The sequence below is a fragment of the Bradyrhizobium sp. cir1 genome (assembly GCF_014198245.1).
Lineage (GTDB): Bacteria > Pseudomonadota > Alphaproteobacteria > Rhizobiales > Xanthobacteraceae > Bradyrhizobium.
Genome location: NZ_JACIHE010000002.1, coordinates 668,150 through 680,850 on the forward strand (window position 1 = coordinate 668,150; position 12,701 = coordinate 680,850).

Genomic DNA, 12,701 nt, shown 5'->3' on the forward strand with positions numbered 1-12,701 from the left:
AGCCTGGATTGCGTCGCTGCGCTCCCAATGACGATTGTAGAGGCAGGGCGAGGACTTAACTCGCGTCACCCCCGCAGCCGAGCAACAGCAGGCGCCTCTTGACGCCTACTGTGCATGGGGTTGTTTTCGCAGCTTTTGTTCAGCCGCGTCCGACGAACGGCATCTTGGTCGCCATCACGGTCATGGTCAGCACGTTGGCATCGAGCGGCAGGCCGGCCATGTAGGCGACGGCATCGCCGACCGCCTTGGCGTCCATGCGCGGCTCGTGCTTGGTGGTGCCGTCGGGCTGCAGCACGCCGGGGCCGTTGACCATGCGATCGGTCATCGGGGTTGCGGCGTTGCCGATGTCGACCTGGCCGACTGCGATGTCATACATGCGGCCGTCGAGGTTGCTGGCCTTGGTGAGGCCGGTGATGGCGTGCTTGGTCGAGGTGTAGGCCGCCGAGAACGGCCGCGGCGCGTGCGCCGAGATCGAGCCGTTGTTGATGATGCGGCCGCCGCGCGGGGTCTGGTCCTTCATGATGCGGAAGGCGTGCTGGGTGCACAGGAACGGGCCGGTGAGGTTGGTGTTCACCACCGCCTGCCACTGCTCGAGGCTGAGGTCCTCGAAGTTCACGGCGGGCGCGCCCATGCCGGCATTGTTGAAGAGCACGTCGAGGCGGCCATAGGTCGCCTTCACCTTGTCGAACAGCGCGGCGATCTGGTCCGGCTTGGTCATGTCGGCGGTGACGCACAGGCTCTTTCCCGCGGGGCCGAGCTTTGCGGTCTCCTCGAGCATCTCCATGCGGCGTCCAACCAGCACCACGGTGAAGCCGGTGTTCATCAGTGCCAGCGACGCCGCGCGCCCGACACCAGTGCCGGCGCCCGTCACCACTGCGATCTTTTTCGCTTCACTCATCGTTTCCTGCCTTTTCTCTGAAGCTTCAGGTTTTGGGTTCTTTTTCGTTCTTGTAGGGCGGACGCGGGATGTTCTGGTGCGCGGCGCGTAAGGCCGCCGACCAGCGCGAGCGCAGATCGTGGAAATAGGGCTCGCCCGCCTCGATGCGGTGGTTGAGATCGGCCTCGCAGGCGTCCGTGCGCACCACCAGCACGTCGATCGGCAGGCCGACGCCGAGATTCGACCGCATGGTCGAGTCCATCGAGATCAGGCCGGTCTTCAGCGCCTCGTAGAGTTCGACATCGTAATGCATCGCGCGGTCGAGCACCGGCTTGCCGTATTTATGCTCGCCGATCTGCAGGTAGGGCGTGTCGGTGGTGCATTCGATGAAATTGCCGGCGGTGTAGACCATGAACAGGCGCATGCGCGCGCCCTTGATCTGGCCGCCGAACAGGAACGAGACGTCGAAGGAGACGTCCTCGGATTTCAGCGCCGGCCCTTCGGTCGCATGCACCGCCCGGATCGCCCGGCCGATGCGCTGGGCGGCCTGGAACATGGTCGGCGCGTTCATCAGCGTCTCGATCTCGCCCGTATTGGGGTCTTCGAGGCCTTCGGTCAGCGTCGACAGCACCGACTGGCTGATGGCGAGGTTGCCGGCGCTGGCGATCGCCATGATGCGGTCGCCGGGCTTGGAGAAGATATGCAGCTTGCGGAAGGTCGAGACGTTGTCGAGACCGGCATTGGTGCGGGTATCGGCGATCATCACCAGACCGTCCCGAACCAGGATTCCGCAACAATAGGTCATTTCCAGTCCCCGAACGCGTTTGCGCGGAATTACTAGCGAATTTCAGGGGCCGCTCCAACCCCCGATTCCCGCGGGGGGAGGTGTCATTCCGGGGCGCGACGAAGTCGCGAGCCCGGAATCCATTCATCCACTAACCTTGTCGCCTGATGGATTCCGGGCTCGCGCTGCGCGCGCCCCGGAATGACGGGAGGAAACGGTCTAGCTCTCCCGCTCGGCCCTCAATCCGCGGCATCGGCGAGAAACGCCGCATCGACGGGAACGCCGAGGGCCGTGACCAGCCGGTTCGTTTCCGCGGCCATGCCGACGATGGCGAGCAGCTCGCCATATTCGGCCGCGGTCATGCCCTTGGCCCGGGCGCCCGCGGTGTGCGAATGGATGCAATAGCTGCAGCCATGCGCCACGGAAACCGCGACGTAGAGCATTTCCTTGACCTTGGGGTCGAGTGCGCCCGGCGCCATCACCTCCTTGAGGCTTTCCCAGGTCCGCCGCAGCGTCTTCGGATCATGCGCCAGCGCGCGCCAGAAATTGTTGACGAAATCCGACTGCCGCACCTTGCGGATGTCGTCGAAAACGGCGCGCGCCTCAGCGGAGAGCTCGTCATCTGAAAGCAGCTTTACGGTCGCCATGGGGGGCCTCTCAGGGTCTGATCCGACCCTGCGATTGTAGCACCCACATGGACTCGGCGCGGCATGCGCCTCGTGATGAGCGCCGTTGCGCTCAGCCCTGCCGCTGCGACTGCGATTGCCCGCCGCGGCCGGCCTGCTCGACCTTGACCGCGACCGTCAGCGTTTCCGCGCCGCCGCCATAGCGGGTGCCGCGGACGGGGGCGGCGCCGAGATAGTCGAGGCCGATGGCGACGCGGACATGGGCGTCCGTGGTGCAGATGCAGTTGGCGGGATCGAAGCCGACCCAGCCGAGATCGGGGACATACGCCTCCGCCCAGGCATGGCCGGCATCCTGGTGCACCGTACCGTCGGAGCGCAGGAAATGGCCGGAGACGAAGCGCGCCGGCACGCCGCCGGTGCGGGCGCAGGCGATGAAGATATGCGCATAGTCCTGGCAGACGCCGCGCTTGAGCGTGAACGCTTCCGCCGCCGAGGTGCCGCTGTTGGTCGGGTCCTCGTCGAAGGTCATGTGGTCGCTGATCTCGCTCATCAGCGCGTGCAGGAAGCCGAGCGTGTCGCTCTCGGCCTCGCTGCGCAACTGCCGCGCGACCGCCGCCATCGCCGGATTGACGGAGGTGAGGTCGGTGGCGCGCAAGAACATGCCGGCCGGAAAACGCTCGTCGGCGCCGCGCAGCACGCCGCCGGTGTCGTGGGTCTCGATCAGCCCCTCGGCGGTGATCTTGATGTCGCCGACGGTCCCGCAGGACAGCACATGGGTGACGTTGCCGAAGGCGTCCTCATGGGTGTCGAGCTTGGTGTCCGTGGAGACGTCGATCTGCCACTCCGCCACATATTGTCCGTCATGGCTGCACGGCGTCATGCGCAGGATCTGGATCACGCTGGTGGCCGGCGGCTCGTAGCGATAGGTCGTGGTGTGCAGGATTCGCAGGCGCATGGTGGACCATTGTTCTGGCGTCATTCCGGGGCGATGCGCCGGCATCGAACTCTAGTGCGCAATTGCGCACTTGAGAATCTCGAGATTCCGGGTCTGGTCCTTCGGACCATCCCGGAATGACGGCGTGTATCAGATCAAATACTGCTTCGTGATGATTTCGCCCAGCCTGGAATTGTCCGCGATGAATTCCTGAATGAATTCATGCACGCCATGCTGGAAAATGTCGTTCATGTTGCTGTGTTCCAGCCGGTTGCGGATGCCGCGGGCGTGGCGCTGGGCCGGGCCCTGGCGGCCATAGGCGACGCCGATCTGGTCGAGATTGCGCACGAGATTGCCGTAGCAGCTGGCCAGCGAGCGCGGCAGCGTGTCGTTGAGGATCAAAAGATCCGCGATCAGCCACGGCTTCAGCGTCTCGCGATAGACCCAGTGATAGGCCGTCAGCGCCGAGACCGAGCGCAGGATCGAGCTCCACTGATAGAAGTCGAGCGGGCCGCCGACATGCTCTTCCTCGGGCAGCAGCACATGGTACTTCACATCGAGGATGCGCGCGGTGTTGTCGGCGCGCTCGATGTGCACGCCCATGCGCGAGAACCAGTAGGCGTCGTTGCGCAGCATGGTCCGGTAGGCCGAGCCGTCGAAGCGCAGCGAGGTCTCCTGCACGAAGCGCAGGAATTTGGCGAGATCCTCGCGCGTCGAGGTGCCCTTGCTCCAGACCTCCTGCAACTCGATCCAGGCCGAGTTGATGGTGTCCCACATCTCGCTGGTCAGCGCGGTGCGCACCGAACGCGAGTTCAGCCGCGCCGCCTCGATGCAGTTCCGGATCGAGGAGGGATTGTTCGGCGAGAACGAGAGGTATTCGACGACGTTGTGCTCGTTGGCTTCCTCATAGGTCTGATAGAAGCTTGCGGCGACGCCGGCGGTGAGAAGCGCCGAGTCCCATTCATTGGTTTTGCCGATATAGGCGGCAGGAAGCGCGGTAACGCGCAGCGTCGCATCGATGGTGCGCGCGAGATATTCGGCCCGTTCGACGTAGCGGGCGAGCCAGTAGAGGTTTTCGGCGGTACGCGACAGCATCTCTCTACTCGTCCAGAATCCAGGTGTCTTTGGTGCCGCCGCCCTGGCTCGAATTCACCACCAGGGAGCCTTCCTTCAGCGCGACGCGGGTGAGGCCGCCCGGCACGATCGTGGTGCTCTTGCTGCCGGTGAGCACGAAGGGGCGAAGGTCGACGTGGCGCGGCGCAAGGCCGCTTGCGGTGCAGGTCGGGCAGGTCGAGAGCGCCAGCGTCGGCTGGGCGATAAAACCTTCCGGCTCGCGCTTGAGCTTTTCGCGGAAGGCCTCGATGGTTGCCTTGGTCGCGGCCGGGCCGATCAGCATGCCGTAGCCGCCAGAGCCGTGCACTTCCTTGACGACGAGCTCGCTTAAGTTATCGAGCACATAAGCGAGGTCCTTCGGCTCGCGGCAGCGCCAGGTCGGCACGTTCTTCAGGATCGGCTCCTCGCCGAGATAGAATTTCACGATGTCAGGCATGTAGGAGTAGATCGCCTTGTCATCGGCGATTCCGGTGCCGACGGCGTTGGCGAGCGTGATGTTGCCGGCCGCATAGGCCGACATCAGTCCGGGCACGCCGAGCACGGAGTCGGGGCGGAAGGTGAGGGGATCGAGGAAGTCGTCGTCGACGCGGCGGTAGATCACGTCGACCCGCTTCACGCCCTCGGTCGTCCGCATGAACACTTCGTTGTTCTTGACGATGAGGTCGCGGCCCTCGACCAGCTCGATGCCGAGCTTGTCGGCCAGGAACGAGTGCTCGTAATAGGCGGAGTTGTAGACGCCGGGCGTGAGCAGGGCGACGGTCGGCTCGCCCGAGGCGCTTTGCGGCGCGACCGAGCGCAAGGCCGCGAGCAGCTCGTCCGGATAGCGCTCGACCGGCGCAACCCTGTGGCGGGCGAACAGGTCCGGAAACAGCCGCATCATGATCTCGCGGTTTTCCAGCATGTAGGACACGCCGGAGGGCGTGCGGGCGTTGTCCTCCAGCACGATGAAGTCCTCGGCGTCGACCCGGACGATGTCGATGCCCGCGATGTGCACGTAGACGTCGTGCGGCACCTGCTGGCCGTTCATCTCGGGGCGAAACACCGGGTTCTGGAAGATCAGATCGTCGGGCACGACCTCGGCGCGGAGGATGTCGCGGCCGTGATAGATGTCGCGCAGGAACATGTTGAGCGCGCGCACGCGCTGCTTCAGGCCCCTCTCCAGCAGCGCCCATTCCTTGCCGGACATGATCCGCGGGATCACATCGAAGGGGATCAGGCGCTCGGTGGATTCGGAATCGCCATAGACTGCGAAGGTGATGCCGATCCGGCGGAACAGGAGCTCGGCTTCCTGGCGGCGATATTCGAGCGCCTCGGCAGGCGTCTCCTTGAGCCAGCGCGCCAGCTCCTGATAGGCGGGCCGAAGGTCCCCGCCGGGAATATTCATTTCATCAAACGCGACTGCCATAGATCCCGACTGTTCTCCGTGGCCATGCGTCAACAGTGCATGACTTTCATGTGGTAGCAAGGGCCGGGCCAGCGCGATAAGCATGGACTGGCAGCATTTACCGGGGATGACCGGCGGCTTGCCTGAAAAAATGGCTGAGGACTGCTTATTTCGGCAGCAAAACCGCGTGACTTCAACGCGTTACCTCGGCAAAGTCGGCGCCACAGGTGAGGGACAGAGTTTATGAGCGAGATCGTCACGGCGGGCATTCTGGTCATTGGGGACGAAATCCTGTCCGGCCGGACCAAGGACAAGAATATCGGCTTCATCGCCGAATACCTGACCAATATCGGCATCGACCTCAAGGAAGTCCGGGTCGTCTCCGACGACGAGGATGACATCATCGCTGCCCTGAATGCACTGCGGCAACGCTACACCTACGTCTTCACCACCGGCGGCATCGGGCCGACCCATGACGACATCACCGCCGACAGCGTCGCCAAGGCCTTCGGCGTCGGCATCGATCACCACCCGGAGGTAGTCGCCCGTTTCCGCGAGCGCTGGAGCGAGCAGGATCTCAACGAGGCCCGCCTGCGCATGGCCCGCATCCCCGACGGCGCCGAGCTGATCCAGAGCGCCACCATCCTCGCCCCCGGCTTCAAGATCGGCAATGTCATCGTGATGGCGGGCGTGCCCTCGATCATGCAGGCGATGATGGACATCGTCTCACCCAAGCTGAAATCGGGTGTGCGCATGCTCTCCGAATCGGTTCGCGCCAATGCCCGGGAGGGCGACATCGGCAGCCCGCTGCGGGCCATCGCCGCCGCCCATCCCGACACCATCATCGGCAGCTATCCCTTCATGGACGAAGAGCAGAAGCCGAACACCAACCTGGTCGTGCGCTCGCGCGATGCGGATAAGCTCGCAGCGGCGATGGCGGCGGTGAAGGAAATGCTGGCGGGATTGAACATCACCCGGTAGCACCGGCAGACGAAGCAGGAGACGACAATGGCTGGTGAAGCACCGGAATTGAGCGCGCAGGAGCGGGCGGGCAGGGCCTTCCCGGTGTCGTGGGACCAGTTCCACCGCGACTGCCGGGCGCTGACCTGGCGGCTCAACGAGGTCGGCCCGTTCCATGCGGTGATCGCGATCACCCGCGGCGGCCTGGTGCCGGCCGCGATCGTCGCGCGCGAGCTCGGCGTGCGCGTGATCGATACGGTCTGTATCGCCAGCTACGACCATGACAAGCAGGGCGAGCTGCAGGTCCTCAAGGGCATCTCCGAGGCCGCCATGAAGCTCGGTAACGGCACCGGCAAGGGCCTGTTGATCGTCGACGACCTCGTCGACACTGGCAAGACCGGCAAGCTGGTGCGCGAGATGCTGCCCGATGCGCATTTCGCCACCGTCTACGCCAAGCCGATGGGCCGCCCGCTGGTCGACACTTTCATCACGGAAGTGTCGCAGGACACCTGGATATTCTTCCCCTGGGACACCGCGCTGTCCTACCACCCGCCGCTGCGCGACGGGGCGGCGTGAGGTTTCTTCACCTCGCCCCGCTTGCGGGGAGAGGTCGCGCCGAAGGCGCGGGTGAGGGGGACTCTCCGCGAGTCCCACTGTCACCGAATTTGCGGAAGCAGCCCCTCACCCCAACCCTCTCCCCGTAAGAACGGGGAGAGGGAGTGGACGCGCACCATGCCCCTGCAAAACCGCGTCACGCCCACCGGCGACATCATCGCCACGCCGCACCGGGGCATGTTCACCGGCAACCGCGGCATCATCCACGATCCCGCAACGAAGACGCTTCTGAACAAGCGCTGGTCGACGCCGGCCTGGATCACGTGCCTGTGCGAATTCCGCGGCTGGCGCCGGCCGGTGATGGCGCGGCGGAGCTGGACCGAGCTGTTCTTCCTCGACGAAGCGACGGCCTTCGCGGCGGGACACCGGCCGTGTTTCTTTTGCCGGCGCGACGACGCCAAACGATTTCGCGCGGCGTGGAAGAAGGGCAATGGTGCGAGCGACATCAGCGCCAAGGCGATGGATGCCGTCCTGCATCGGGAGCGTCTCGATCGCGGCCGCAAGCAACTGCACCCGCTCGCGATGCCGCTGGCAGACCTGCCCGACGGCGCGATGGTGCAGCAGGGCGAAGACAGCTTTCTGGTGATGCAAGGACAGACGCTGCTGTGGTCACCGGCGGGCTACGCGTCGCATGCACGCGTGGTCGATCGCCCGATGTTGTTGACGCCGCCTTCCACGTTGCGCGCCATCATGGCCGGCTATCGGCCCGTGCTGCATCCGACGGCGTCGGGCTAAAGCGCCGACGTCCTCGTGATCACCTCAGCCTCTCGCGCGCCAGCGCCGCGCCGGCGCCGAGCGCCATCAGCTTGGCTTCGGCGATCTCGCGCCGCATCGGCGCCATGCCGCAATTGGTGGTGGCGATGATGTTGCTCTTGGGCACGAATTTCGACACCGCCTCGATCACCTTCACGACGTCCTCGGCGGTCTCGACCGTATCGCTGGCGACGTCGATCACGCCGGCCTGCACGATCTTGGTCTTGAGCAGCGCGAGCAGGTCGAGCGGCACCTTCGAATTGCGGCATTCGATCGCGACCTGCTGGATCGGGCTCGCATCGATCGCCGGAAAAATCTGCTCGTATTGCCGCCATTGGCTGCCGAGCGTCTCTTTCCAGTCGGTGTTGGCCTTGATGCCGTAGCCGTAGCAGATGTGCACGGCGGTGGCGCAGGTGAGGCCTTGCGCGGCGCGCTCCAGCGCCTTGATGCCCCAGTCGTTGACCTCGTCCATGTAGACGTTGAAGGCGGGCTCGTCGAACTGCACGAGATCGACGCCATCGGCCTGCAACGCCCTGGCTTCCTCGTTGAGCAGCTCGGCGAAGGCAAAGGCCATCTTGACCCGATCGCCATAGTAGCGGTCGGCAATGGTGTCGATGATGGTCATAGGGCCGGGCAGGGTGAATTTCAGTTGCTTCTTCGTATGCGTGCGCGCGACGCGCGCCTCGAAGGCATGGACGCGGCCCTTCAGCCGGAGCGGCGCGACCACTTGCGGCACCATTGCCTTGTAGCGGTCCTTGCGAATGCCCATCTCGACCTTGTGGGCGAAATCGATGCCCTCGATCTTCTCCAGGAAGCCGTGCACGAAATGCTGCCGCGCCTGCTCGCCTTCGGTGACGATGTCGATACCGGCGTCCTCCTGGATCTTCAGCCAGATCAGCGTCGCGTCGCGCTTGGCGCGGGCGAGCTCGTCGCCTCCGGACTTCCAGGGCGCCCAGAGCATGTTGGGCTCGGCGAGCCATTCGGGCTTCGGCAAGGAGCCGGCGATCGTGGTTGGAAACAGCATGGCGGCCCTCCCGGCAGGTTGAGTTGCGCCCCTTCCTGCCATGTCCTAACGTCGAGGTACAGAACAACGAAAGTCGCTCTCTATTCCAGCGGCGGCGACAGGGAAGGCCCAAGGAAAGGCCCAAAGGGAAGGCCAAGGGAAAGGTCATGATCGACCTCTATTACGCACCGACGCCGAACGGCTGGAAAATCTCGATCATGCTGGAGGAACTCGGGCTTCCCTATAAGGTGATCCCCGTGAATATCCGCGCCGGCGAGCAGTTCGACCCAGAGTTTCTGGCGATCAGTCCAAACAACCGCATTCCCGCGATCGTCGATCACGAGCCCGCCGACGGCGGCGCGCCGTTCTCGGCGTTCGAGACCGGCGCGATCCTGATCTATCTCGCGGAGAAGACCGGCCGCTTGCTGCCGACGGACTTGCGCGGGCGCTCCACCACGATCCAGTGGGTGATGTGGCAGATGGCGGGGCTCGGGCCGATGCTCGGCCAGCACGGCCATTTCGCGCTCTATGCGGCCGAGAAGGTCCCTTACGCGATCGAGCGCTATCGCGACGAGGCGGCGCGGCTCTACGGCGTGCTCGACCGGCAGTTGGAGAAGACCGGTTCCTATGTCGCGGGCGACTATTCCATCGCCGACGTCGCCTGCTTCCCCTGGACCATGACCCACAAGGCGCAAGGCTTTACGCTCGACGACTATCCGAGCGTGAAACGCTGGTACGCTGACGTGCGCGTGCGGCCGCAGGTGCAGGCGGGGCTCGCGATCGGAAAATTCGTGAAGGAGCCGTTCGACGAGGAATCACGCAAGATCATGTTCGGCCAGAGGGCTAAGGAAGTGTTAGGAAGGAGGTAGGCCTCCGCTCTCTCCTCGTCATTGCGAGCGAAGCGAAGCAATCCAGACTTGAGCCTAAGACTCTGGATTGCTTCGCTTCGCTCGCAATGACGGCGGAGAGATCAAGACAAACAAGACGCAAGGATCCACCATGATCGAATTCTTCTTCGACTGTTCCAGCCCCTGGACCTATCTCGCCTTCCACAACATCCAGCCGCTGGCGAAAGAGCTCGGCGCCGAGATCGTCTGGCGGCCGATCCTGGTCGGCGGCATCTTTAACACGGTCAATCCGAGCGTCTACGCCCAGCGCGAAAAGCCGGTGCCGCTGAAGGCGCGCTACATGAAGAAGGACCTTGCCGACTGGGCGCGCTCGGCCGGCCTGTCGATCAAGATGCCGCCGACGGTATTCCCGGTGAACAGCGTCAAGGCCATGCGCGGCTGCATCTGGCTCGGGAAGGACATGATGCCGTTCGCGACCGCCGTGTTCGAGACCTATTGGGGCGAGGACAAGGACATTTCGCAGGACGCGGTGCTTGCCGAGATCTGCAGGAAAGTTGGCATCGACGAGCAGAGATTCTTTGCCGGCATTTCCGAGCAGGGCATCAAGGACCAGCTCAAGGCCAACACCGAAGAGGTCGTCGCGCGCGGCGGCTTCGGCTCCCCGACGATCTTTGTCAACAAGACCGATATGTATTTCGGCAACGATCGCCTGCCGTTGATCCGCGAGGCCCTTCAGCGCAGCAAGGCGAGCGCGGCCTGATGGTGCGCGCTGTCGTCTGCCGCGAGCTTGGTGCGCCCGAGGCACTACGGCTGGAGGAGTTTCCGCCGCGAGCCCTCAAGCAGGGCGAGGTGCGCGTCGCGATCCGCGCGGCTGGCTTGAATTTTCCTGACGTGCTGATGGCCGCCGGCGAATATCAGCTCAAGCCCGAGCTGCCGTTCACGCCCGGCATGGAAGCGGCCGGTGACGTGACCGAGGTTGGCGCTGAGGCGAGGGGCGTTGCCGTCGGCGACAAGGTCATCGTCAAGATGCGCCATGGCGCCTTCACCGATGAAGCCGTCGTGACGTCGTCGCAGCTCACCCCTAAGCCGTCGACGTTCGACTACGCCGAAGCTGCGACCTATCTCGCCGGCCACGGCACCGCCTATCACGCGCTGATCGATCGCGGCCGGGTCGAGCCGGGTGAGGTGCTGCTGGTGCACGGCGCCGGCGGCGGCGTGGGCCTTGCCGCGGTCGAGATTGGCAAGATGCTGGGCGCGACCGTGATTGCGACCGCCTCCAGCGACGAGAAGCTCGCGATTGCCAAGGCGCGCGGCGCCGATCATCTCGTCCGCTACGACCGCGAGCCGTTTCGCGACGCTGTCAAGCGCATCACCGACGGTCGCGGCGCGGACGTTGTGTTCGATCCCGTCGGCGGCCAGGTCTTCGAAGACTCCATGCGCTGCATCGCCTGGGGCGCGCGGCTGCTGGTGATCGGCTTCACCGGTGGCATCGGTTCGGCCAAGACCAATCTCTTGCTGATCAAGGGCGCCAGCGTGCTCGGCGTGCGCGCCGGTGAAGCGGTGCGGAGAAACCCCGCGCTCGGCGAAGTGCGCCTGAAGGCGCTCTTGCAATGGGCGGAAGAGGGCAAGCTGCGCCCCAACGTCTCGCACCGCGTGCCGCTGGAGGATTATGCGAAAGCGATGCGGTTGTTGATCAATCGCAAGGCGATCGGGCGCGTGGCGCTGGTGATGGAGTGACGGTGCCGTAGTGAGGGTGCCGTCGAGACGGTGCCGTAGGGTGGGCAAAGCGACTTGTCCGCCGTAGCTCGAAGAGCGAAGGCGGAAGCGTGCCCACGATCTGTATCCATCACGCAAGGATGGTGGGCACGGCGCAAGAGCGCCTTTGCCCACTCTACGAAGCCTTACTTGTACTCCCGCTCCGTCCACCACGGGAAATAGTCCGGCATATCGCTGGACACCTTGTTCTTGAACTGCGCGGGACGCTTCTCCAGGAACGACACCACGCCTTCCCTCACGTCGTCCGAGCGGCCGCGGGCGTAGATGCCGCGGCTGTCGACCTTGTGGGCTTCCATGGGATCGTCGGCGCCCATCATGCGCCACATCATCTGGCGGATCAGCGCCACCGAGACCGGTGCGGTCTTGGCGGCGAATTCCTTGGCGAGCGCGCGGGCGGTCGGCAGCAGATCGTCGGGGGCGACGACCTTGCTCACGAGGCGGCCGGCGAGGGCTTCCTGCGCCGGGAAGACGCGGCCCGAATAGCACCATTCCAGCGCCTGCGAGATGCCGACGATGCGCGGCAGGAACCAGCTCGAGGCGGCCTCCGGCACGATGCCGCGCTGGGAGAACACGAAGCCGAAGCGCGCAGTCTCGGAGGCGATGCGGATATCCATTGCAAGCTGCATGGTGACGCCGATGCCGACGGCGGGGCCGTTCACCGCGGCGATGACGGGCTTGAGGCATTTGAAGATGCGCAACGTGACCTGGCCGCCGCCGTCGCGCACCTGCGGGTCGCTATAGTCGACCTTGCCGTCGGCGAAGCGCTTGACCGGCCCGCGCCGCGCGTCGCGGTCGAACGTGTCGGCGCCGGAGGAGAGATCGGCGCCCGCGCAAAAGCCGCGGCCGGCTCCGGTGACGATGATGGCACGGACATTGTCGTCCTTGTCGGCGGTGTCGAACGCGTCGATCAGCTCTGCCTGCATCTGCGCGTTGAAGGCGTTGAGCTTGTCGGGCCGGTTCAGCGTGATGGTGAGGATCTGCTCGGCGATCTCATATTTGATCGTCTCATACGCCATGGGTGGTTTCCT

At 64.7% G+C, this 12,701-nt stretch carries 14 protein-coding genes; 6 read left to right on the top strand and 8 right to left on the bottom strand.

All coding sequences use genetic code 11. From position 1 onward, the window contains the following. Window positions 1-139 precede the first annotated feature (139 nt). From GGD63_RS07705 to GGD63_RS07730, 6 genes are all read right to left on the bottom strand, one after another. A complete protein-coding gene (locus GGD63_RS07705) occupies window positions 140-898 on the bottom strand; it encodes an SDR family oxidoreductase (protein ID WP_183240483.1) in 759 nt (252 codons plus the stop codon). A 25-nt stretch (window positions 899-923) separates the two neighbouring features. Continuing rightward, on the bottom strand, window positions 924-1,682 hold the full coding sequence (locus tag GGD63_RS07710) for a proteasome-type protease (protein WP_057740901.1): 759 nt from the start codon (window positions 1,680-1,682) through the stop codon (window positions 924-926). Between the two features lie 218 nt (window positions 1,683-1,900). Next, window positions 1,901-2,308, bottom strand: coding sequence for a carboxymuconolactone decarboxylase family protein (locus GGD63_RS07715; RefSeq protein WP_183240484.1), 408 nt, complete (start codon window positions 2,306-2,308; stop codon window positions 1,901-1,903). 91 nt (window positions 2,309-2,399) lie between these two features. Next, the gene (locus tag GGD63_RS07720; protein ID WP_183240486.1) at window positions 2,400-3,242 is read right to left on the bottom strand and encodes a transglutaminase family protein; all 843 of its coding nucleotides are present in this window, start codon (window positions 3,240-3,242) and stop codon (window positions 2,400-2,402) included. 129 nt (window positions 3,243-3,371) lie between these two features. Beyond that, complete coding sequence (locus GGD63_RS07725; RefSeq protein WP_183240488.1) at window positions 3,372-4,316, bottom strand: alpha-E domain-containing protein; 945 nt, start codon at window positions 4,314-4,316, stop codon at window positions 3,372-3,374. Window positions 4,317-4,320: 4 nt separating this feature from the next. After that, complete coding sequence (locus GGD63_RS07730; RefSeq protein ID WP_183240490.1) at window positions 4,321-5,739, bottom strand: circularly permuted type 2 ATP-grasp protein; 1,419 nt, start codon at window positions 5,737-5,739, stop codon at window positions 4,321-4,323. Window positions 5,740-5,961: 222 nt separating this feature from the next. Here GGD63_RS07730 and GGD63_RS07735 point away from each other — a divergent pair, with 222 nt between their 5' ends. From GGD63_RS07735 to GGD63_RS07745, 3 genes are all read left to right on the top strand, one after another. Next, window positions 5,962-6,699 (top strand): molybdopterin-binding protein, encoded by a 738-nt coding sequence (locus GGD63_RS07735; RefSeq protein ID WP_183240492.1) that lies wholly within the window; start codon window positions 5,962-5,964, stop codon window positions 6,697-6,699. Window positions 6,700-6,726: 27 nt separating this feature from the next. Further along, window positions 6,727-7,254 carry a xanthine phosphoribosyltransferase gene (gene gpt, locus GGD63_RS07740; protein WP_183240494.1) on the top strand — a complete coding sequence of 176 codons (528 nt, stop codon included), beginning with the start codon at window positions 6,727-6,729 and terminating at the stop codon, window positions 7,252-7,254. A 156-nt stretch (window positions 7,255-7,410) separates the two neighbouring features. Continuing rightward, complete coding sequence (locus GGD63_RS07745; RefSeq protein ID WP_183240496.1) at window positions 7,411-8,028, top strand: hypothetical protein; 618 nt, start codon at window positions 7,411-7,413, stop codon at window positions 8,026-8,028. Between the two features lie 19 nt (window positions 8,029-8,047). Here GGD63_RS07745 and GGD63_RS07750 read toward each other — a convergent pair whose 3' ends face one another. Next, complete coding sequence (locus GGD63_RS07750) at window positions 8,048-9,070, bottom strand: methionine synthase (protein WP_183240497.1); 1,023 nt, start codon at window positions 9,068-9,070, stop codon at window positions 8,048-8,050. 146 nt (window positions 9,071-9,216) lie between these two features. Here GGD63_RS07750 and GGD63_RS07755 point away from each other — a divergent pair, with 146 nt between their 5' ends. The 3 genes from GGD63_RS07755 (at window position 9,217) to GGD63_RS07765 (ending at window position 11,634) form a co-directional block, all read left to right on the top strand. Beyond that, window positions 9,217-9,918, top strand: coding sequence for a glutathione S-transferase N-terminal domain-containing protein (locus tag GGD63_RS07755; RefSeq protein ID WP_183240499.1), 702 nt, complete (start codon window positions 9,217-9,219; stop codon window positions 9,916-9,918). A gap of 130 nt (window positions 9,919-10,048) precedes the next feature. Then, on the top strand, window positions 10,049-10,657 hold the full coding sequence (locus GGD63_RS07760; protein WP_183240500.1) for a 2-hydroxychromene-2-carboxylate isomerase: 609 nt from the start codon (window positions 10,049-10,051) through the stop codon (window positions 10,655-10,657). Then, window positions 10,657-11,634 carry an NADPH:quinone oxidoreductase family protein gene (locus GGD63_RS07765; protein ID WP_183240502.1) on the top strand — a complete coding sequence of 326 codons (978 nt, stop codon included), beginning with the start codon at window positions 10,657-10,659 and terminating at the stop codon, window positions 11,632-11,634. Before GGD63_RS07760 ends, GGD63_RS07765 begins: the two co-directional genes overlap by 1 nt. 164 nt (window positions 11,635-11,798) lie before the next feature. Here GGD63_RS07765 and GGD63_RS07770 read toward each other — a convergent pair whose 3' ends face one another. Continuing rightward, window positions 11,799-12,689, bottom strand: a complete 891-nt coding sequence (locus GGD63_RS07770; protein WP_183240504.1) for a crotonase/enoyl-CoA hydratase family protein — start codon at window positions 12,687-12,689, stop codon at window positions 11,799-11,801. Window positions 12,690-12,701 lie beyond the last annotated feature (12 nt).